This is a genomic window from Thalassospira sp. UBA848, from assembly GCF_002295455.1.
Taxonomy (GTDB): Bacteria; Pseudomonadota; Alphaproteobacteria; order Rhodospirillales; family Thalassospiraceae; genus Thalassospira.
Map to the genome: position 1 here is coordinate 40,758 of NZ_DBGS01000080.1, position 19,756 is coordinate 60,513.

20 protein-coding genes are annotated in these 19,756 nt (G+C 52.8%); 9 read left to right on the plus strand and 11 right to left on the minus strand.

Going from position 1 to position 19,756, the window contains the following annotated elements:
• Nucleotides 1-9: 9 nt before the first annotated feature.
• Genes rfbB through rfbA form a run of 3 tightly spaced genes read left to right on the plus strand, consistent with a single transcriptional unit; the run spans nucleotide 10 to nucleotide 2,858 of the window.
• Nucleotides 10-1,080: a dTDP-glucose 4,6-dehydratase gene (rfbB, locus tag B2R48_RS11410; protein ID WP_297000395.1), complete on the plus strand. Its 1,071-nt coding sequence runs from the start codon at nucleotides 10-12 to the stop codon at nucleotides 1,078-1,080.
• Nucleotides 1,073-1,984, plus strand: a complete 912-nt coding sequence (gene rfbD / locus B2R48_RS11415; protein WP_297000398.1) for a dTDP-4-dehydrorhamnose reductase — start codon at nucleotides 1,073-1,075, stop codon at nucleotides 1,982-1,984. Before rfbB ends, rfbD begins: the two co-directional genes overlap by 8 nt.
• Entirely contained in the window at nucleotides 1,977-2,858 is an 882-nt protein-coding gene (gene rfbA / locus B2R48_RS11420; protein WP_297000401.1) for a glucose-1-phosphate thymidylyltransferase RfbA, read from the plus strand. Before rfbD ends, rfbA begins: the two co-directional genes overlap by 8 nt.
• Nucleotides 2,859-2,864: 6 nt before the next feature.
• Here rfbA and rfbC read toward each other — a convergent pair whose 3' ends face one another.
• From rfbC to B2R48_RS11435, 3 genes are all read right to left on the minus strand, one after another.
• A complete protein-coding gene (gene rfbC, locus B2R48_RS11425) occupies nucleotides 2,865-3,422 on the minus strand; it encodes a dTDP-4-dehydrorhamnose 3,5-epimerase (protein ID WP_213474412.1) in 558 nt (185 codons plus the stop codon).
• Between the two features lie 85 nt (nucleotides 3,423-3,507).
• The gene (locus tag B2R48_RS11430; protein ID WP_297000407.1) at nucleotides 3,508-4,086 is read right to left on the minus strand and encodes a hypothetical protein; all 579 of its coding nucleotides are present in this window, start codon (nucleotides 4,084-4,086) and stop codon (nucleotides 3,508-3,510) included.
• A gap of 239 nt (nucleotides 4,087-4,325) precedes the next feature.
• Nucleotides 4,326-5,171 carry a hypothetical protein gene (locus B2R48_RS11435; RefSeq protein ID WP_213474414.1) on the minus strand — a complete coding sequence of 282 codons (846 nt, stop codon included), beginning with the start codon at nucleotides 5,169-5,171 and terminating at the stop codon, nucleotides 4,326-4,328.
• On the opposite strand from B2R48_RS11435, the gene B2R48_RS11440 reads away from it, so the two are divergent.
• The 3 genes from B2R48_RS11440 (at nucleotide 5,143) to groL (ending at nucleotide 9,212) form a co-directional block, all read left to right on the plus strand.
• Nucleotides 5,143-6,660: a hypothetical protein gene (locus tag B2R48_RS11440; RefSeq protein WP_297000414.1), complete on the plus strand. Its 1,518-nt coding sequence runs from the start codon at nucleotides 5,143-5,145 to the stop codon at nucleotides 6,658-6,660. The genes B2R48_RS11435 and B2R48_RS11440 overlap by 29 nt on opposite strands.
• A 543-nt stretch (nucleotides 6,661-7,203) precedes the next feature.
• Nucleotides 7,204-7,491, plus strand: coding sequence for a co-chaperone GroES (gene groES / locus B2R48_RS11445; RefSeq protein ID WP_062957508.1), 288 nt, complete (start codon nucleotides 7,204-7,206; stop codon nucleotides 7,489-7,491).
• Between the two features lie 62 nt (nucleotides 7,492-7,553).
• Complete coding sequence (gene groL, locus B2R48_RS11450) at nucleotides 7,554-9,212, plus strand: chaperonin GroEL (protein WP_297000416.1); 1,659 nt, start codon at nucleotides 7,554-7,556, stop codon at nucleotides 9,210-9,212.
• Between the two features lie 97 nt (nucleotides 9,213-9,309).
• Here the strand turns inward: groL and B2R48_RS11455 are convergent, their stop codons facing one another.
• The 3 genes from B2R48_RS11455 to B2R48_RS11465 form a co-directional block, all read right to left on the minus strand.
• Nucleotides 9,310-11,181, minus strand: coding sequence for a GGDEF domain-containing protein (locus B2R48_RS11455; protein ID WP_297000422.1), 1,872 nt, complete (start codon nucleotides 11,179-11,181; stop codon nucleotides 9,310-9,312).
• Between the two features lie 2 nt (nucleotides 11,182-11,183).
• Entirely contained in the window at nucleotides 11,184-12,176 is a 993-nt protein-coding gene (gene dctP / locus B2R48_RS11460) for a TRAP transporter substrate-binding protein DctP (RefSeq protein WP_297000425.1), read from the minus strand.
• 163 nt (nucleotides 12,177-12,339) lie between these two features.
• Complete coding sequence (locus tag B2R48_RS11465) at nucleotides 12,340-13,434, minus strand: NADH:flavin oxidoreductase/NADH oxidase (RefSeq protein ID WP_297000427.1); 1,095 nt, start codon at nucleotides 13,432-13,434, stop codon at nucleotides 12,340-12,342.
• 299 nt (nucleotides 13,435-13,733) lie between these two features.
• Between B2R48_RS11465 and B2R48_RS11470 the strand changes: the two genes are divergently transcribed.
• Nucleotides 13,734-14,225 carry an Hsp20/alpha crystallin family protein gene (locus B2R48_RS11470; protein ID WP_297000430.1) on the plus strand — a complete coding sequence of 164 codons (492 nt, stop codon included), beginning with the start codon at nucleotides 13,734-13,736 and terminating at the stop codon, nucleotides 14,223-14,225.
• Nucleotides 14,226-14,370: 145 nt separating this feature from the next.
• Nucleotides 14,371-14,814, plus strand: coding sequence for a hypothetical protein (locus B2R48_RS11475; RefSeq protein WP_297000433.1), 444 nt, complete (start codon nucleotides 14,371-14,373; stop codon nucleotides 14,812-14,814).
• A gap of 75 nt (nucleotides 14,815-14,889) precedes the next feature.
• Here the strand turns inward: B2R48_RS11475 and B2R48_RS11480 are convergent, their stop codons facing one another.
• Together B2R48_RS11480 and B2R48_RS11485 are read right to left on the minus strand one after the other, a co-directional pair.
• A complete protein-coding gene (locus B2R48_RS11480) occupies nucleotides 14,890-15,669 on the minus strand; it encodes a hypothetical protein (RefSeq protein ID WP_297000434.1) in 780 nt (259 codons plus the stop codon).
• Nucleotides 15,670-15,771: 102 nt separating this feature from the next.
• The gene (locus B2R48_RS11485; protein WP_297000436.1) at nucleotides 15,772-16,884 is read right to left on the minus strand and encodes a PLP-dependent cysteine synthase family protein; all 1,113 of its coding nucleotides are present in this window, start codon (nucleotides 16,882-16,884) and stop codon (nucleotides 15,772-15,774) included.
• Nucleotides 16,885-17,125: 241 nt separating this feature from the next.
• Here B2R48_RS11485 and fliN point away from each other — a divergent pair, with 241 nt between their 5' ends.
• Nucleotides 17,126-17,428 carry a flagellar motor switch protein FliN gene (gene fliN / locus B2R48_RS11490; RefSeq protein ID WP_040823589.1) on the plus strand — a complete coding sequence of 101 codons (303 nt, stop codon included), beginning with the start codon at nucleotides 17,126-17,128 and terminating at the stop codon, nucleotides 17,426-17,428.
• 37 nt (nucleotides 17,429-17,465) lie between these two features.
• Here the strand turns inward: fliN and B2R48_RS11495 are convergent, their stop codons facing one another.
• The 3 genes from B2R48_RS11495 to B2R48_RS11505 all read right to left on the minus strand — a co-directional run bounded on the left by B2R48_RS11495 (nucleotide 17,466) and on the right by B2R48_RS11505 (nucleotide 19,166).
• Nucleotides 17,466-18,236 (minus strand): tetratricopeptide repeat protein, encoded by a 771-nt coding sequence (locus tag B2R48_RS11495; protein ID WP_297000439.1) that lies wholly within the window; start codon nucleotides 18,234-18,236, stop codon nucleotides 17,466-17,468.
• Nucleotides 18,237-18,248: 12 nt separating this feature from the next.
• Nucleotides 18,249-18,644: a DUF2794 domain-containing protein gene (locus tag B2R48_RS11500; RefSeq protein WP_232310725.1), complete on the minus strand. Its 396-nt coding sequence runs from the start codon at nucleotides 18,642-18,644 to the stop codon at nucleotides 18,249-18,251.
• A 96-nt stretch (nucleotides 18,645-18,740) separates the two neighbouring features.
• On the minus strand, nucleotides 18,741-19,166 hold the full coding sequence (locus B2R48_RS11505) for a hypothetical protein (RefSeq protein WP_297000441.1): 426 nt from the start codon (nucleotides 19,164-19,166) through the stop codon (nucleotides 18,741-18,743).
• Nucleotides 19,167-19,756 lie beyond the last annotated feature (590 nt).

Below are 19,756 nucleotides of genomic sequence, written 5' to 3' on the forward strand. Positions count from 1 at the left end.
GAGAGCAGAATGAAAGTTATCGTGACCGGCGGTGCAGGGTTTATCGGATCTGCTGTTTGTCGGCTTATGACCGGGTTGAAGGGCTATGAGGTCCTCAATATCGACAAGCTGACATATGCTGGCGATCTGAGAACGCTGGCATCAATTTCGTCGCGAGATAATTATCATTTTGCCCATCAGGATATCTGTAACCGGGACGCCATCGTTAAACTGTTTGATGAATTTCAGCCAGATGCCGTGATGCATTTGGCAGCTGAAAGCCACGTTGATCGCTCTATCGATGGGCCGGGTGATTTCATTCAGACCAATGTGGTGGGTACATTTACACTACTCGAAGTCGCGCGCGGGTATTTCGATCAGCTGCCGACGCACAAACGATCAAATTTCCGGTTCCACCACATTTCTACAGATGAGGTTTACGGATCTTTGGGAAGCGAAGGGTTGTTTACTGAAGAAACTGCTTATGCGCCGACGTCGCCATACTCCGCGAGCAAGGCCAGTTCCGATCACCTTGTTTTGGCATGGTACCATACCTACGGGCTGCCCGTCGTGATCAGCAATTGCTCCAACAATTACGGGCCATTCCAGTTCCCGGAAAAACTCATTCCGCTGATGTCGCTCAACCTGCTGCATGGCAAGAATCTTCCCGTTTACGGAGAGGGTTTGAACACGCGCGACTGGCTGCATGTTGAAGATCATGCCGAGGCCTTGGTCAAGATCCTGACTGAAGGTCGTGTTGGCGAGAAATACAATGTCGGTGGGTGCAATGAGCTGACCAATATCGACGTCGTCAAAAAGATTTTCGATACGGTGCACGAGATCGTGCCAGACATCTCGTTTGAGAGCTTCGATGACGCGGTGACATATGTAAAAGACCGTCCGGGGCATGATTGGCGCTATGCCATTGATCCAACCAAAATGCAGACCGAATTGGGGTGGACGCCGAAATATGATTTCGAGACTGGCCTGAGGCAAACCGTCGAATGGTACGTGAACAATAGCGCATGGTGGGAGCCGATTTTGAAAACCAAATATGCAGGCGAACGGCTCGGTAGCACCAAGGGGCAAACCGATGCCTAGAATACTGGTGTTTGGAAAAACCGGTCAGCTGGCCAGTTGCCTTGCCATGTGCGGGAATGAGTTTCCAAATGCCGAGCTGGTTTTTGTCGGGCGGGATCAATGTGATCTTGAGGATGTCCACCAGATAGCCCCCCTTATTGACCGTGTGCAACCGGATGTCGTGATCAACGCTGCGGCATACACCGCAGTTGACTTGGCCGAGGAACAGGCAGATGTCGCATTCAAGGTCAATCGCGATGCTGTGCGCGCGATGGCAGAGACGCTCGCCAAACGCGCCGTCCCGCTGATCCATGTTTCCACGGACTATGTTTTCGATGGGCAGGGATCAACGCCATATACCGAGCAAGACCCGGTCTCGCCGTTGGGCGTTTATGGTGCCAGCAAGTTCGCGGGTGAGGATGCGGTCAGAGAGACACTGGACAAGCATCTGATTATTCGCACGTCTTGGGTTTTCAGTCAGTTTGGGAAAAACTTCGTCAAGACGATGCTCAATCTTATGGAGCAGAGAGACGAAATTCGTGTCGTCAATGACCAGACCGGATGTCCGACCAGTGCGCATGACCTGGCGGGGGCAATTCTCAAGCTTTCCAGATTGGTGCTTGCGAAGGATTTCGACAAGTTCGGCACTTATCACTTGTCCTCCGGTCAGTCGCAAACATGGTTTGAGTTTGCCAATCGGATCCAGAAGGTGGCTTCGCATGTCTGGGGTGACGATTGGAAAGGCAAGGACTGTCGCATTACGCCAGTTCCGTCTTCGGAATATCCGACCGTTGCGAAGCGTCCCGGCTATTCCGTTATGTCGAGCCAGCGCTTTGTCGGTTCATTTGGGATACAGTTGCCAACAGTCGAAGAAAGCTTGAGCGCGGTAATCGAGAATCTTCGAAGGGAGAAATCAGATGCGTAAGGGGATCATACTGGCAGGCGGCACCGGATCGCGTTTGCATCCATCGACGCTCGTTGTGTCCAAGCAGCTTCAGCCTGTCTACGACAAGCCGATGATTTATTATCCGCTGACCACCCTGATGCTTGCCGGGATCAAGGATATTCTGATTATCAGCACACCGCGAGACGTGCCACTGTTTAAGGACCTGCTTGGTGATGGTTCCAAGTGGGGCATCAATCTTGAATACGCTGTTCAACCGGAGCCACGCGGTCTTGCAGATGCCTTTATTGTCGGCGCAGACTTTATTGGCGAAGATCCCTGCTGCCTGATTCTGGGTGACAATATCTACTTTGGTCACAACCTGACGGATCTTTTGAGAAGCGCTATGGATCAACGAGAAGGCGCCACCGTGTTTGCCTATTATGTTCAGGACCCTGAACGGTATGGTGTGGTCGAGTTCGACCGTAATGGCGTTGCACTGGATATTGAGGAAAAGCCGGAACACCCCAAATCGAATTTTGCCGTTACCGGACTTTATTTTTACGACTCAACCGTTGTGGACATAGCCAAATCAATCAAGCCGTCAAAGCGCGGTGAGCTTGAGATTACGGATGTGAACAAGGCTTATCTCGAACGTGGCAGCCTAAGGGTCGAAAGAATGGGACGTGGCTATGCGTGGCTGGACACCGGAACGCATGCCGCGATGCTTGATGCCGCGAATTTCGTGCGAACCGTTGAAAGTCGTCAAAGTCTTAAGATTGCCTGCCCCGAGGAAATCGCCCTTCGAACAGGCCTGATTTCGGTCGAACAGTTTGAAACTCTTACGAATGAATTTGGCGCAAGCTCTTACAAGGCGTATCTGCAGACAGTTCTTAGGACCTATGACCTTTTGTGATCTCGACTAAAACGCCGGGTTCTCGCGATAGCTTGCGAAACTCATCGCTGTTGCGTCTTTCTCTGAGACGATGACCTCGGCTTCGCTGAAGGGCCAGTCAATTGCGAGTTCTGGGTCATTCCACTTGATCGCGCGTTCGCTTTGTGGTGCGTAGGGTGCCGATACCTTGTAATTGACTTCGGTATCTGGCTCTAACGTGACAAAGCCGTGCGCGAAACCTGCGGGGACGAACATCTGGTTCCAGTCCGCTGCACTTACCTCGGCCGATACCCATTTCCCGAAGGTTTCAGAGTCTGTCCGGATATCAACAGCAATATCAAGAATGCGTCCCCTGGGGACCCTGATCAGTTTATGTTGGGCATAAGGGGGGCACTGAAAGTGTAATCCCCTAAGAACGCCGACACTTTGCGACAGCGAATGATTGTCCTGCACAAACTGATGATCGATGCCTGCCTTGGCAAAGGCTTCCATATTATATGTTTCCGAGAAAAAGCCCCGTTCATCGCCAAACTTCTTTGGGAAGATCATCTTGATGTCTGGGATTTCCAGGGATTCAATTTGCATCGGTGCCGCCTTGCGCAGGTTAAGCAATTTCATTCAGCTAATGGATAGCAGATGATACAGCTTATTGCATTTGCGTATTCACGGCTCAAGGTCGTTGCATTGATCTATTGTGCCCAAACGGGTCATGTTTGAATATATAATCAGAAAACCGTTTCATGAACAGTTCGTATTCCGCGCCCAGGAAATGATAAAGCGGGTCGATGACGATCGTGCTTTTGCGTTCGGGGGCGGATCCATGGAAATCGCCGTTTTCGATGGCGGCGATGACGTTGGTGTCGGCTGCCAGAAACTGTGAAATGACACCCTTGTTATAGTGATCGATAAGGTCACTCATATGGCGATGACCGCTTTTGGGCAGCCCGGTGCGCGACAGATAGTCTTCCTGCCAGGCAATCCCCATTAGGAATCCGACCGGATTGTCCGATTGATCTTCCGATCCCGGTTTTACCCAAAGACTTTGGGATACCTCGAACAAAGGATGTTCGGATCGAATATGGGTTCTGGTGTAGTGGCTTGCCGCCAGAGGGGTTCGGAAAATCTCACCGTCGATATTTCCTTTGTTGAAGGCAACATAACTACGCCGAGATGGAAGTTTGACCAGTGTCACACGGCATCCGAGCTTGGCATATATATCAAGCAGAACTTTTGCCGTCTGTTGCGTCATCTCGTTGTTTGCGGCCATCCCCAGACGTTTCGGGCATGCATCCGTTGACTCTGTTCCCTGAACTGTCTGAGACATCGCGACAGGCAACAGCAGCATCAACATTAGGACTTTGCATAAGGATTTTCCGAGCATTTGACGGACTTCTGTATCTCGAACCGTTATTTTAGATAGATTGCATGTGGGGCCTTTCCTGTCTCCGGACAATAGGCCAGCATCGAGAGCCAGATAGCTTTGAATTCTTACATCATGCCGTTTTTTGCAAACGGTTGGTGCTCGGAAAGATAGTTAGAAAACCGCTCCATGAAGGGGGCGAATTCCGCTGCAAGGAAATGATAGAGCGGGCCGTCTTCAAGCAGTTCAATTCTGACCGGGATCCTGTCCTTGGCAAAGGTGCCTTCGGTAATCATCAGGTCAATCGTACTATCCTCGGCAAGGAAGCGATCAAAGGTGCCTGAATTGTAATGCTGAATAATATCGTCAACGTCGTTATGGCCGCTTTTGCGGAGCATGTTTTTGTTCAGGTAGTCTTCCTGCCATGCAATGCCAATCGTGTAGCCGATTGTGTCATCAGAATGCAGTTTGCTGCCAGGCATCCCCCAAAGACTGCTGGTTACTGCGATTAACGGGATATCTGATCGAACATATGGTTTGGTGTAATGTGCCGCGCCAACAGGAAGTCTGAAGAGCTCGCCATCAATGCGACCATTATTGAATGCGACAAAACCTCTGCGTCCGGGAAGATCGATCAACTCAATCGGGCAGCCTAAATCTTCGTATATCCCGCTTAAGATGGTGGCGATATAATTTGATAGCCTGTCATTAATCACAATGCCCAATCGTTTCGGGCATTCATCCTTGGGTTGTGCATAAGAGAAGCTTGGCAGCAAAAGCGCGAAGCCAAGTGCCAGAATCTGAATAATGCGTGTGCCGGATGTCATCAGACTTGCTATTTCGTGTATGAATACAAAAACTTGTCTTCTCAATAGATTTGCGGTTTTACCATAATTGACAAGACTAACGGTGTGAAATTTTTGACCTGAAACAAGGGGCGGATCAATGCCGGATACGATGATAGCACGATGCACGCATTGGCGCCTCAGACAGGGTTTTGTTTTTTGCGCATTATTGCTGCTTGTCGGGTGCGCGACAGCTCAACAAACCCCCGATGACATCGCTACGCTGTCTTGTATTGAAAAGCTGCAGCTTTCCGATACTCAGGTGATTGGCAGCGACGTTCGAAATGCTTCTGTTGCAATGGTCGAAGAGTACCCATTTCTTCGGGCCAATCGAAACTCTGTTTTGATGGGGCAGCAGGTCGGGGCAGCGTTGGATCAAGATGACGAAGTATTGGCAAGTGAGCTGTTTGCTGATTGGGTGACGCAGATGCGTGTACTTGATCGAACTGCACGCGCCAGTGAAATGCGCAATTTGTCAGTCAAACCGGTTGTCACTGTTTCGGAGCAAGAGGCCTGTGCAAACAGCTTGGCGGGAGCCTTGCAGATGGACGATTTTGCACAACTGCGCGATGCTGTGTTCGTCCCCGATGACTATCTTGATTTCCAACGGGTTTCCGGTTTGTATCCCCTGACGGCTTTTCCCGCTTATTTCGGTTATGAAGCTTGGAAGAGGGATAATCTTCAAACTTTTACGATGTCAGAGGACGACCTTCAGGAGTCCGGGGATTGGTTGATCTATGCGCCTTCTGGCGCCGGGGCCAAACCCGCGAACATCAAGGCTGTAAACATCAGCCAAGATAAATTTGGACGTTTGCTGCCCACGGTCTCTGAATTGGAAGCATTGGCGCAACAATACGCACCAAAACTTCGCATTGATACGAGAAGTGATAGTGACCTGATTGGTTTGCCCGCGCTTCAAAGCCGGGATGCGCGATCAGAGGTCGATCTATCAACGCCAGTCATGTTTTATCGGTTGTCGCATACCTATTTCGGGGGAGAATGGGTGCCCCAGATTGTTTATTCGGTGTGGTTTCCTGAGCGCCCCAAAGTCGGTTTCCTTGATATCCTTGCAGGTCATCTGGACGCGCTGATCTGGCGGGTCACACTAAACCGGGACGGAGCGCCGATCATGGCCGACAGTATCCATGGCTGCGGTTGTTACCATATGTTCTTCCCGACGAACGGCGTGCAGCGCCTCCATGCACCGGAAGACGACGACATCCGGGAAACGGCTGAAACCCCCGCAGGGTTCCTTGACTCGGAAACCCTGGCGCGACCTGTTCTTTGGATCGATGACACAAGTCATTATCTGCTTGCTGTTACGCAAGCTGACACGCAAGGAGAGTGGCCCTCCGCAATCCCCGTCGTGCTGCAACCCGAGCAGGATCTGACGAGTCTCCCGCTTGCGGATGGAACAGGATATGCTAGCCTTTACGACAAAGACGGCTTCATCCCCGGCACAGATCGGTTGGAGCGTTTTATCCTTTGGCCGATGGGGATTGAACGACCCGGCGCAATGCGCCAGTGGGGGCGTCACGCAACGGCCTTTGTCGGACGGCGTCACTTTGATGATCCTGTGATGTTGGGGCGCTATTTCGGTTTCCCAGCGCCTGATTAACCCGGCATAATGACGCTGCAACCAAAGGCCAGGATTCTGCCGTGACATTCCCCGATGCCATCAAGTCAGGTTTTCAAACTACGTCGTCTTTCAGGGAGGGTGTCGCGCGATCTGCCTTCTGGTAATGGCAGTTGTTGGTACTTGTCGGCGGGCTTGTTGCTGTCCTGTTTGACCGCTTTTTGTTTGCCATGTCGGGCGGTGGATTTATTGGTGCGGCCTTCCGAGGCGAAGCAGCATTCCAATCCAATCTGAACTTTCACAGGGCGTGGCACATCGTCAGTGGCACGAGAAAGGTTGCATCGGGTCATTGGAAATGTTTTGATCCCGCGACATCAAAAAGCACGCAGTTTCATACTGCGCTGCAATGACGCGAGAACGGCAAAAATCGTGACATTTCCGCGTCTTTTTACATCTCCCTATTGACTTTGGACAGGTACTCCAATAAATGCTGTTAGCACTCGCCGGGGGTGAGTGCTAATACGGGCTCATCCCGGTTAGTCTTAGTTATTAACGAGCCTTAGCTTAAACACGGAGTTGTCTAAAATGAAGTTCCGTCCGCTGCATGATCGAGTGCTGGTACGTCGTGTCGAATCCGACACCAAAACTGCCGGTGGCATCATTATTCCGGATACCGCCAAAGAAAAACCGCAGGAAGGCGAAGTCGTCGCTGTTGGTTCTGGCGTTCGCAAAGACGATGGCTCGGTTGTAGCCCTCGACGTCAAAGCAGGTGACAAAGTCCTGTTTGGCAAATGGTCGGGCACCGAAGTCAAGGTTGACGGCGAAGAGCTGTTGATCATGAAAGAATCCGACATCATGGGCATCATGGAATAAGTCAGCCCTTTGGGTGACTTAAAATTCCACGTTCATCCGTCTCATAGAGAGGAAAGAATATTATGGCTGCTAAAGACGTAAAATTTTCCACCGATGCACGCGCTAAAATGCTGCGTGGCGTCGACATCCTGGCAGACGCTGTCAAGGTAACGCTTGGCCCGAAAGGCCGTAACGTTGTTATCGAAAAATCGTTCGGCGCACCGCGCGTAACCAAGGACGGTGTTTCGGTCGCCAAAGAAATCGAACTGACCGACAAGTTCGAAAACATGGGCGCACAGATGGTTCGCGAAGTCGCGTCGAAAACCGCCGATCTGGCTGGTGACGGCACCACGACCGCAACCGTTCTGGCACAGGCCATCGTTCGTGAAGGCAACAAGTCTGTTGCTGCCGGCATGAACCCGATGGACCTTAAGCGCGGTATCGACCTTGCGACCAACAAAGTGATCGAATCGATTTCGAGCCGTGCACGTAAAGTTGCTGGCCGTGACGAAATCGCACAGGTTGGTAACATCTCGGCTAACGGTGACCGTGAAGTCGGCGACATGATCGCTGAAGCCATGGAAAAAGTTGGCAACGAAGGTGTTATCACCGTTGAGGAAGCAAAAGGCCTGCACACCGAACTCGACGTTGTCGAAGGCATGCAGTTCGACCGTGGTTACCTGTCTCCGTACTTCGTAACCAACCCGGAGAAAATGGTCGCAGAAATGGATGCTCCGTACATCCTGCTGTTCGACAAGAAAATCTCCTCGCTTCAGCCGATCCTTCCGCTGCTTGAGTCGGTCGTTCAGTCCGGCAAGCCGCTTCTGATCATTGCTGAAGACATCGAAGGCGAAGCACTGGCAACCCTGGTTGTCAACAAGCTGCGCGGTGGTCTGAAAATCGCTGCTGTTAAAGCACCGGGCTTCGGCGACCGTCGTAAAGCGATGCTCGAAGACATCGCCATCCTTACCGGTGGTCAGGTTGTCTCCGAAGATCTCGGCATCAAGCTGGAAAGCGTTACGCTTGACATGCTCGGTACCGCGAAATCGGTTACCATCACCAAAGAAGAAACCACCATCGTTGATGGTGCTGGTGAGAAAGCACAGATCGAAGCTCGCGTTGGCCAGATCCGTGCCCAGATCGAAGAAACCACCTCTGACTACGATCGTGAAAAACTGCAGGAACGTCTTGCGAAACTCGCAGGCGGCGTTGCAGTGATCAAAATCGGTGGCGCTTCGGAAGTCGAAGTGAAAGAACGTAAAGACCGCGTCGACGATGCCCTGCACGCAACCCGCGCTGCTGTTGAAGAAGGCATTGTTGCTGGTGGTGGTACGGCTCTGCTGTACTCGGTTCACGCGCTCGAAGGTCTCGAAGGTGAAAACCACGACCAGACCATCGGTGTTGACATCGTTCGCCGTGCTCTGCAGGCACCGGTTCGCCAGATCGCCCAGAACGCGGGTGTTGACGGTGCGGTTGTCGCAGGCAAGCTGCTTGAGCAGGACGACGTTGAATACGGTTATGACGCTCAGAAGGGCGAATACACCAACCTCGTCAAAGCTGGCATCATCGACCCGGCCAAAGTTGTTCGTACTGCCCTGCAGGACGCAGCATCGGTCGCAGGTCTGCTGATCACCACCGAATGCATGATCGCCGAGAAGCCGGAAGACAAATCGGCAGCCGGTGGCGCGCCTGACATGGGCGGCATGGGTGGTATGGGCGGCATGGGTGGCATGGGCTTCTAAGCCTTACCAACCAACCGACCAAGCACTACGAGAAGGGCTCCGCAATTGCGGAGCCCTTTTTGTTTCGGGTATTAATTTGACTAAATGTGTTTCGCGCTTATGCAAGGCAGCTTTGATTGCGGCCGCTTTCCTTGGCCTGATACAGCGCATGGTCAGCACGCCTGAGCACGTCTTCGGGCATTTCGCCGCCTTGATAACAGGCAATGCCGGCACTGATCGTCACCGGGATTTCTAATTCGCCGACTGTGGTTGTCGATTTTTCGATCCGTTCGCGGATACGTTCGGCGACAAAGCGGGCGGCTTTGCCATCCGTATCGGGAAGGAGAACAACAAATTCCTCACCCCCCAGTCGGAAGAACAATTTTTCCTCTTCAAAGCGCAGGGTGTTGTACGCCGTTCTGGTCACGTGCTGCAGAACCAGGTCACCGGTACTGTGCCCATAGCTGTCGTTGACATGCTTGAAGTGGTCGATATCGAGCATCACCAGCGAATACGGTTCCCCGCCACGACTGGTTTTGGCATGAATGCGTGCGATGCGGTCTTCAAAGGCCGTTCGGTTAAGAAGGCCTGTGAGCGGATCGTGAAACGCTTCGAATTCCAGGTTCAGGTTGCGCAGTTTCTGACGGTGAATGTTCTTGAGCAAACCGATCACCCGGACCGGCTTGTTAAAACGGTCACGTTCGGTCACCGAGCAGGTGTGCGAAAACCATTCCCAGGCATCGCTTTTGCCAATCTGGATCCGGGCGTCGACTTCGAACGACGGCGTGAGGCCGTCGAGATGTGCGTTCAGTGCCAAATTGAAGGCATGACGATCATCTGAATGAATGCGTTGACGCAAGTTATCCACGTCGATTTGTTTGTCGTCCTTGTCAATATCAAGCAACCGATAGAAGCTATCCGAGAAATAGCCGCGTTTCTCGGCAATGTTCCAATCCCAAAGGCCCTGGCCTGCGGTATCGAGTGCGAACTGCAAGCGTTGATCAAGGGCGCGGCGTCTTCGTTCGCTGTTGCGTTTTGCCTGCCGGTCAAGCCAGATGCGAAGAAGCAGGACTCCCGAAACCGCGACAATAATGATCGAGGCAATGATCGCGTTGCGGCGGGTCGAATGATAGGCCTCAAAAAAGCGGTTGGTTGAGATCTGCAGATATACCGTAAGGGGCAGGTCGGGCAGATTGGCGTGTGCCAGCACGATATTATCGCTGATTTGTGCCACTTCGGCATGCAGGGTTTCATTGCCGTCGTCGGGGTGCCAGTATTCGGTTTCTTCCGCTGCTTCCAGCCAGTCAGTCACTGTATCGGCCAGTGCATACTGGTTCGTCAGGATGTTGCCGCTGTTTGCCCCCGCGACGCGAATTTTTGCCTCTGTCAGGAATTTCTCAAGTGGGGTGTTCTCATAGGGGCTGCCAACCGTCACCAGAATGATGATAACGCCGGCAAAGCTGCCATCGTCACGCCAGATGCCACGTTCGGTCGCAATTTCATCGGCTTTAAGGCCCAGTTCCCCGGACTGCAAAAAGGCTGGTTCAACCCATGCATCCCGGTGACGTGACAGGATGGCATCGGTATCAAGCATCTGTTCCGCGATGTTTTGGAAGGTGAAGCTTTCGGAAACTTCGCCGGTTTCAAGGATATGAATGAAACCGGTGATATCGCTGTCATTCTGAACAATTGCTGTCATTTGCTTTTTAAGCGGGACGGGCATCGTATCGGTGTCTGAAAGCCTGCGTGTTGCGATCAGCGCGATATTGTCCGCCTTGGTCAGGATCGCCGACAGGCTATCGGCATAGGTCGATATGCCGAACGCGGCGGTATCAAGTGCCTTTTGCGACGCAATGAGATGTTCCTTAACCGTTTGATTGGCAAGCATGAACAGAACGCCCAGCAGCAACCCGATTGACAGAAAGATGCTGAGGAACTCTTCGCCGAGAATCTGGCGCCATTCATGATGTTTACGACGGGCAGGAGACACGATCAGTCGCCCCCGTGCTGTGCAAGGATTTCAAGCATCTTGTTTGAAATGCCGATTTCGCGGGCCATTTCGTCCTGACGACTTGCCAGACTGCGCCGAACAGACTCACGTTCCTGATTGCTGGGAGCGGTGATTTTAATGCCGTGTTCACGCAACAGTGCCATTGAGGATTCCTGATGGCTTACGGCGCGTTCTCTGCCATCCGAAATCATATCTTCCCAGCTGTCGGTAAGGACCTTGCGCTGGGGTTCGGACAGGCGTCTCCAGATGTCGCCGGAAATCAGCGGTACATAGAACGGATAGTAGGAATGGCTAAGGAACGCATGCGTCAGGCCATGTTCCCACAAGGACGCGCTGACGACCGTGCTGCTGGTGGTCAGCAAACCGTCAATCTCGCCGCGATCAAGTGCATCGGGAACATTGGGCCAGGGGATCAGCACCGGTTCCGCGCCAAGGGCAGCAAGGCGCAGTGCATTTGCATCCCCGCCCGCATAACGGATGCGAAGGCCCTTAAGGTCGTCAAAGCGGCGAATGACCTTTTTGCGGGTGAAAATGTGCGCTGGGCCAAGGTCAAGCCACTTGCCGATCACCTTGACATTCAATTGCGTTTCGAGGGAATCCTCAAGCGCCTCTCCGACCGGGCCATCAACAAGTTTGCGAACATCTTGCGCTTCAAGCCCCATGAAGTCTGGCAACAATAGCGCATTCAGATCGCTGCTATACTGGCCCAGATGCCAGATACCCGGCGCTGCAATCGCGACACGGGTGCTTGAAACGGCTTCGGCGACTTCACGGTCGCTAAATGCCCGGGCTGAATGGACGACGTCAAAATGATGTTCGGGAATTTCCGCGTTCAGTGCGGCCGCATATCTCTGCAGAACCTGCGTTTGAAAGTGAGAGGGTGTGTTTTCGGTCGATATCTGGATGTCTGCTGCGAACGCGGGCATCGCCATAAGGACAAGAACCGCTAGCGTCGTAAGGATGGTTCCGGGCATTGAAGGTAACTCGCCATGCATCGCAGGGCCGGGATATGGCCCTGCTGATTTAGAATCGTTCTTTAATGGCGCGAAACTATCTGTGGCGTAGGAGGGCTGCCTTGATGCAAGTCAACAAACCTATGCTTTGGGTTAGTTTTATGCTCTAAAAGTAGAGGTTCCTTCAGCCGAAAAGCTTTTTCAGGTTCCGGGGCTGGCAGCGCAGGTATTGCGGGGCAGCCTTGACTTCTGCGCCCAGCGTTGCGGCGGCATGCCATGGCCAGCGCGGATCATACAGAATGCCGCGGGCAAGCGCGATGGCATCAGCCTGGCCGGTAAATGTAATGGCTTCGGCTTGTTCTGCTTCGGTGATCAGGCCAACGGCAATGGTTGTCAGGTTGGTTTCGGATTTGATCCGAGCCGCAAACGGCACCTGATAGTTCGGGCCAAGCGCGATTTTCTGATCGATATGCAACCCGCCGGAGGACACATCAATAAAGTCACATCCGCGCGCATCAAGCAGTTTGGCAAGTTGAACGCTTTGATCAATGTCCCAGCCATCTTCAACCCAGTCGGTTGCAGAAATGCGAATACCAACTGGATAGCTGTTCCCAACTGCCGCACGAATGGCGTCATAGATTTCCAGAACAAGTCGGGTCCGGTTTTCAAAAGAACCGCCATATTCGTCTTCACGCTTGTTGGCGTGTGGCGACAGGAACTGGTGCAACAAATAGCCATGTGCGGCGTGGATTTCGATGGCCTCAAATCCAAGACGAACAGAGCGTTTTGCACTTTCGACAAAGGCCGAAACGATTTCTGCGATGCGTGGTTTTGAAAGTGCCTCGGGAATCGGGTCGCCGTCCCTGAACGGGACAGCCGATGGCGCGACGATTTGCCAGCCGTTGGGATGACCGGGATCAATCGCAGCGCCACCATCCCATGGCTTCTCGCAGGATGCTTTGCGCCCCGCATGCGCAAGCTGGATGGCAACCGGCATATCGGAATGACTGCGCACAGCAGAAAGGGTTTCGGCAAGCGCGGCTTCTGTTTCATCATCCCATAGACCGACATCGCCATAGGTAATGCGGCCTTCGGGTTCGACGGCTGTGGCTTCTATGATCAGAAGTCCGGCACCGGACTGCGCCAGATTGCCAAGGTGCATCGCATGCCATGGGGATGTTTTGCCATCTTGGGCCGAATACTGGCACATCGGGGCGATAATGATCCGGTTATCAAGTTCAAGTGACCCCAGTGTCAGGGGAGTGAAAAGTGTGCTCATCGAAGGGTTCCTTGGATTTGGGAAGTGGGCAATGCCCGACTGTCTATGCGCCGAGGCTACCGTGCAGTGCGCAAGTGCGCCAGTCGGAAGCCTGATTATTTCAACAGGTGGAATGACTTGTTTGGCGGTCTGCAAAAAGTGCGAAAAAATTCAAAAAAATGCATTGGGACACTTGCGGAAATTTTTGCCCGATCTATCTCAAGGTTGGAACGGGGCATGGTGCCCCGATGCGCGCCAAGGTTGCAGCCTGGTCTGGACTGATGGCGCAAGATTGCTCGTCTGTAATGGAGGGTACTATCATGACTGGTCTTCAGACTCTTAATGGATCCCGTCGGCTGGCTTCGACCCCGACATATGGTGATCCTTTCACCCTTATTTCCCGTGATGTCGATCGTATGATTGGTTCGATTTTTGGTGGCCGCTCTGCGGCACCGACCGAGGGCACCGAACCGGCCCAAACGTGGCTGAGCCCGCAGATCGACATCTATGACGGCGAAGATCACTTTGAACTGTCCGCCGAACTTCCCGGCGTGGAGCAGGACGATGTCGATGTCGAAGTCCTCGACGGCGTTCTGACCATCACCGGTGAAAAGAAATTCACCCGTGAAAGCAAGGATGGCGCCCATGTTGTCGAACGCAGCTTTGGCAGCTTCAAGCGGTCATTCCGCCTGAATGATACCATTGACGCGGACAACATTACCGCATCCTTCAAAAACGGTGTTCTGGTACTGACTCTCCCCAAAGTAGCAGAACAGAAGCCTGAGCCGCGCAAGATTGCGGTCTCTGGCTAAGAACTTTCTCTCCTCCCTGAGAAAGCTTGTCCCCTGATAGACTGACGGGCGGTTTTACCGCCCGTCTTTTTTTATGTGGTTCTCACATGTTTGGTCACACGGCGTCTTTGAAGAGTTCATCTTTAAAGGCAACAGGAGAACCACGATGAGTAGCGCACTGGCACAGCTGGCAAACGATTATGCCGCCGCATACAAGGCAGATATGGCGTCTTTCAGGACAAAGGACCAAGCCGATAAGATTTGCGCAATCGCTGAGCGTGTCGCTCAAAGCTGTTCAGATTTGCAAACAGGCGCCAAATCTGTTGCCTCAGCCAAGAGCGATATCCGTGGTGCCCTTGTCGTGGGCGAGGCCATCGCAAACAAGCTGGCCAAAGAAGACGACGCATGGATTGCCAGACAGGCAACGATTAGCCAGGCCGATTGGCAAAGAAAAGCCCGACAGCAACAGGCAGAGGATCAGAAGCTACTCACAAATCTTGGTGCGTTGACATCGCAACTTGGGAAAGGGAGTGAAGCCGATCCGGTTTATGATCAGCTTGTTGACGGGTTCGAGGATATGCTTGCCTCCGAGAACGAACTGATCGCCTAGCACACACGCGCTAGCGCTATTCAAGGGCCTTTTGTTGAACATCAACAGGCCCTTTGGGTTTTAGTTTCCAGTGCATTATGCCGGAGTTGGAAGTGCCTTGTGCGTGCCAGCAAGGTTTTTGGTCGTCCACCATTTTTGCAGGCGGTCAGCAAGCGGTTTGTTGTCGGATGAAACCCATTGGTTGAGCTTCATCTGAAGATAGGTGAATTGTCCGCCAGCGTCATAGCCGTCACCCGCCCAGTCTCGACTGACCTCAATTGCACCAATTACATCCTTGTAAGAAACATTAAGAACGGCCAGTTCCTGTGCATACAGGTTTTGCCGCGCCATACTTCTTTCGGTTGCGCCGAATTTTGCGGCGTCTCCGCTGACTTTGTGTTGAATAGAATATGTCGGGCACCAATAGCCACGTAATCGCACACAATAGACCCAGGTTTTTGCATCGGGTGCGGGCAGATTGGGAACCTTCGGCGGGAACAGCGCGCCTATTTCATGCGTACCAGAAAGGCAAACCGCCGTGTAATGGGCAAGGTCCTGATCGCCCTTGCGATAAATAATGGCAGGTGTCGACGGGGACGTGCCACGCCGGGAAAAGCCGTGGCCAAAAATTTGGTCTGGTTGGCGGGTATCGCCGCGCCACGCAAAAAGGGTGCGCGTGCTTTTGTCTGCATTGCGCTTAAGGTCGGGCGGAACCCAAAGGTAATCGACATAAGCGAACGCAGCTTTGGCGTTTGACATCAGTGCCCAGAAATCATCAGCGCAGTTCGTGCCGTACACTTTCTGCTGCTGACCAGAATTCTCAAGATCTAGATTTTCGACATAGAGTTCTATTCCGCCGATCTTTTCAGTTGTCATGACTGCCTCGTTTAACGCGCAAAGTTGCTTGTTGACGGGTAAGTCATGTTGCTGTGAGCAACTGTTAAACCGGATGTGAGAAATCTTTAGCGATGGCTTCGCCTAACGCCCGACATACCCACTGCAGTGATTAAGCGGCATGTCGAACAGGCCGGTTTCATCAAAGCGCGCCAGTGCTTCTGTCCAGGGTGTAAGGTCGATGTTCTGTGCCTTGAGCCAGTCAGGATTGTAATAGGTATCGCAATAACGATCCCCGCCATCACACAGCAGGGTGACCACCGACCCGGTCTGTCCGGCGGTTTTCATCTCCGAGATCAGCGACAGCGTTGCAATCAGGTTGGTCCCGGTTGAACCGCCACAGCGTCGGCCAAGATGCTTTTCAAGGTAATAAAGCGCTGCAAAGCTTGCCGCATCCGGGATGCGATACATCCGATCCACCACGGTCGGGTTGAAGCTGGGCTCAACGCGCGGGCGACCGATGCCTTCGACCCGTGATCCCTTGCTGTTGGTGACCGAACAATCACCTGTTTCATAGCCATCATAGAAAACCGAGTTTTCAGGGTCGGCGACGCAAAGTTCGCACCCCTGGCCCAAGCTTCGGCCATAGCGGATATAGCGCCCGATGGTCGATGATGTACCGCCCGTTCCGGCACCGACAACAATCCAGCGTGGAATGGGGTGGGGTTCGCGTTTGAGCTGATCAAAGATGCTTTCGGCGATGTTGTTGTTGCCCCGCCAGTCGGTTGCACGTTCGGCATAGGTGAACTGGTCCATGTAATGGCCACCCAGTTCGCGCGCCAGACGCTGCGATTCCTCGTAAATCTGGCCGCTATGGTCAACCAGATGGCTTTCGCCGCCATAAAAGGCGATTTGATCAATCTTCTGCTGGGATGTCGATTTCGGCATGACGGCAATAAAACGCAGACCAAGAAGCCGTGCGAAATAGGCCTCTGACACGGCGGTCGAGCCACTTGATGCCTCGATGATCGGCGTATCCTTGGTGATCCAGCCGTTGCAAAGCCCATAGAGAAACAGGGATCTTGCCAGACGATGTTTGAGGCTGCCCGATGGATGAGTCGATTCATCTTTAAGATACAGGCCGATATCACCAAGCTTTGGCAGATCAAGGCGAATCAGATGGGTGTCGGCAGACCTGTTGAAATCGGCTTCAATCGTGCTGATGGCATCCGCCACCCATTGGCGATCATAGGGCATAAAACATCCTGACGTCGGTTTGGATCATTATGGTGCGTTGTGGGGCTGGCCCGTTGTTGGCATCTGTTTAGGTCAATATAATACAAAAAACGACAGTAAAATTGTGTCGATACATTCTGTGCAGATCTGTCGGGTTCATGTCGATTTTCAACAGATTGGGCTTGATAACACTTTTTTCAAAGCTAACCTCTATTATACAAGGTTCTCGATTCTTTCGATTTGACTGGATGGCTCGCAAATCATGGCTGACGACGATAAGGATCCGTTTAGCGTACGCATGGGTGCCTCGGACATCGGGGCGGCTTATGATGTGCCTGTGCGCGTATCAACGGTGATTGGCAAAAGCCAGATTCAGGTCGCACAATTGATGCGCCTGACCCGGGGTGCCGTGCTTGAACTGGACCGCCGTGTGGGGGAGCCGGTTGATATCTATGTCAATAACCGGCTGGTAGCACGTGGTGAGCTGGTTGTTGTCGATGAGAACCTTGGTGTGACCATTACCGAAGTTGTCAAAAGCGGTATGGTTATCGAGACCCACCACTAATACTTGCCAAGCGCAAAATCAGATAGCTTTTCCCGACCTAAAGCAGGCTTTCGGCCGCAAGGCGTTTGTCCACCCGTGCGATTTCTTCGGGGCGCAGGCGCGGTTCAAGTGCGGCAATCGCGGCTTGCGGGTCAAGTGGTTCTTCTTCGCCAGCACCAAGCGGGAAGATGATGGTGCCGCGTGCTGCACGTCTTAGCCAGTAATAGGCATCGGCATAATTCTGTTTCACGCCCCAGCCTCGTTCAAGCAAGGCGCCATACATGAACTGCCCGGCATGCATGTTCTCCTGTGCGGCTATTTCAAAATAGTGGGCTGCCTCTACAAAGTTCTGACGTACCCCGCGGCCATGAAAATACTGCTCCCCGATCATATAGGCCGCATTGCCGTTATGCGGATCAACCCGCAATGCGCGTTTGAAGTATTTCGTGGCCTGAAAATGGTCATAAGACAGGCCATAGCCATTGAAATGCATCAGGCCAAGGTAATAGGTCGCTCCACCATGATTGGCTCTGGCCGCCTTTTTGAACCAATTGGCGGCCATCCCGTATTCCGGCTTGCCCAGATCGCCACGAAAATACATCAGGCCCAAAGCATATTGCGCGTAAGGATCGTCTTCCGCTGCTGCCAGTTTCCAGAATGACTGTGCGCGCTGATAATCACCCACCTGATAGGCGTAATAGCCGTTCTGATATTCCTTGCTCATGCTGGCAGCTTGGCCTGCCGCCGGGGGCAGCAGCACAGATGCAAGCAGGATCAGGGCGAAGATGGGGCGTCGGCCGGAATGGTGGACCGATGGGGGGCGCGTCACGTTATGGAACCATCAGGAATTTGTTTTAAAGAGGGGCACGACCTTGCGGGCGCGTTTTTCGATCGCATCCAGCACACTGGTGATATCAGAGCTTTGCTTGATACGCTCGCCACTGTGCAGGGCCAGATATTGTCCTGCGTTTTTGTGTTCGTTGCTGAGTTTGATAACCGTGAATAGAGGCGTTTCGTGGGTGGAGCGAAAGATCGAAAACATCGCCATCCCGTCGAGATGGTCAATGGCATAATCCTTCCACGCGCCGCTGGCAACCTGTCGGGAATAGGTATTCATGAGTTTCATGAGTTCAGTCCGGTCAAAATGAACAAAGCTCTTGGCTTTGCGGTATTTGGCCAAATCGAACAATGTTCCCATGAGGTGCTCCGCCAGCGTGTGTCCGTGGTCATCCTTCACCGTGACGGCAAAATGACAACCATGTGACACGGTAGCGCGGATTGACCGATGCCTCAAGTTTCAATGGATGAAAAACTGGGTACCAGAAGGCGGTATTTACAAGCTGCGCGAACGGGTTGGCGGCCAGTCGACCGTCTGCGATCCGGTGTTATAGGGATCAGGCGTGCGATAGCAACTGACAGCCGCAAGCGAGCGATAACAATAAAGCGGGGTTTCCGGGACCGGATCCTTTTTACAATAAGACTTGCCGTCGATTTTGCGGATGGTTGAGCAATCCTGACCGGTTGAAAGCGAGACCGCGTGGTCAATCAGGGTCTTGTCGGAGTTGACGATGCTGATCACGTCAAAGGCAAGGTACCACTCGCCGCCGGTAAAGATACTGGTGCCGACAATGTCAGACATCGTCGTGCTGCATCCCGAAACAGCGGACCCCATGACGGCAGCAAACAGCCCGGCCAGAATACGCTGTCGGATGAGGCGCCGTTTGGATGGGCGGTTATGAGCAATCCCGCGACGTTTCATTGTTGTCTCCGTCCGCACATCGGCAATTATGACCGATGACAAGTTCAAATCTGTTCCCTTGCCCCATACATAAGCAAGCCCTGTGCCGAACTGTGCCCGGAAGATCGCCAAAGCGACATATGGCAACGATATCACGCATTTTCAGCCGTTTGCGTAATTGCCACGTGGTGCAACATTGCTTTGATGGTGGTCGGTAAATCTTTCAAAGCGGTTTAAAACCGGGAAGGAACGGGGGATATTTGGCACTTGGCAGGCAATTCTTTCCCCTTGATACACTTGTGCCCGATTAAAGCCGTAAGGGGTTGATATCGGTGTGTATGATGATGTTGCGATCCCGCCGAATTCCGGGGCGGGTGAAAATAATCATAGGAATGACCCGATTGATGTCGAGCAGACTTGACCCTGTACCCGCTGGCGCGTTAAATCCTTGCCAGAATTTTTTCAGATAAGCGGGCAGGTTGCCCGCTTTATTGTGACCGGATTGGAGCCGTTTTCGTGGTTGATATTTTCCAGGAAGTCGAAGAAGACCTGAAGCGTGAACGCAGCGAAGAGCTGTGGCGCAAATACGGGAAATACGTGATCGGCGTTGC

Coding starts and splice junctions, on each gene's coding strand:
- B2R48_RS11475 (WP_297000433.1), top strand. CDS start 14,371: ATGAGTAGCGCACTGGCACAGCTGGCAAACGATTATGCCGCCGCATAC.
- B2R48_RS11470 (WP_297000430.1), top strand. CDS start 13,734: ATGACTGGTCTTCAGACTCTTAATGGATCCCGTCGGCTGGCTTCGACC.
- B2R48_RS11465 (WP_297000427.1), bottom strand. CDS start 13,434: ATGAGCACACTTTTCACTCCCCTGACACTGGGGTCACTTGAACTTGAT.
- dctP (WP_297000425.1), bottom strand. CDS start 12,176: ATGCCCGGAACCATCCTTACGACGCTAGCGGTTCTTGTCCTTATGGCG.
- B2R48_RS11480 (WP_297000434.1), bottom strand. CDS start 15,669: ATGACAACTGAAAAGATCGGCGGAATAGAACTCTATGTCGAAAATCTA.
- rfbC (WP_213474412.1), bottom strand. CDS start 3,422: ATGCAAATTGAATCCCTGGAAATCCCAGACATCAAGATGATCTTCCCA.
- fliN (WP_040823589.1), top strand. CDS start 17,126: ATGGCTGACGACGATAAGGATCCGTTTAGCGTACGCATGGGTGCCTCG.
- B2R48_RS11485 (WP_297000436.1), bottom strand. CDS start 16,884: ATGCCCTATGATCGCCAATGGGTGGCGGATGCCATCAGCACGATTGAA.
- B2R48_RS11440 (WP_297000414.1), top strand. CDS start 5,143: ATGCCGGATACGATGATAGCACGATGCACGCATTGGCGCCTCAGACAG.
- B2R48_RS11430 (WP_297000407.1), bottom strand. CDS start 4,086: ATGACGCAACAGACGGCAAAAGTTCTGCTTGATATATATGCCAAGCTC.
- rfbB (WP_297000395.1), top strand. CDS start 10: ATGAAAGTTATCGTGACCGGCGGTGCAGGGTTTATCGGATCTGCTGTT.
- groL (WP_297000416.1), top strand. CDS start 7,554: ATGGCTGCTAAAGACGTAAAATTTTCCACCGATGCACGCGCTAAAATG.
- groES (WP_062957508.1), top strand. CDS start 7,204: ATGAAGTTCCGTCCGCTGCATGATCGAGTGCTGGTACGTCGTGTCGAA.
- B2R48_RS11505 (WP_297000441.1), bottom strand. CDS start 19,166: ATGAAACGTCGCGGGATTGCTCATAACCGCCCATCCAAACGGCGCCTC.
- rfbD (WP_297000398.1), top strand. CDS start 1,073: ATGCCTAGAATACTGGTGTTTGGAAAAACCGGTCAGCTGGCCAGTTGC.
- rfbA (WP_297000401.1), top strand. CDS start 1,977: ATGCGTAAGGGGATCATACTGGCAGGCGGCACCGGATCGCGTTTGCAT.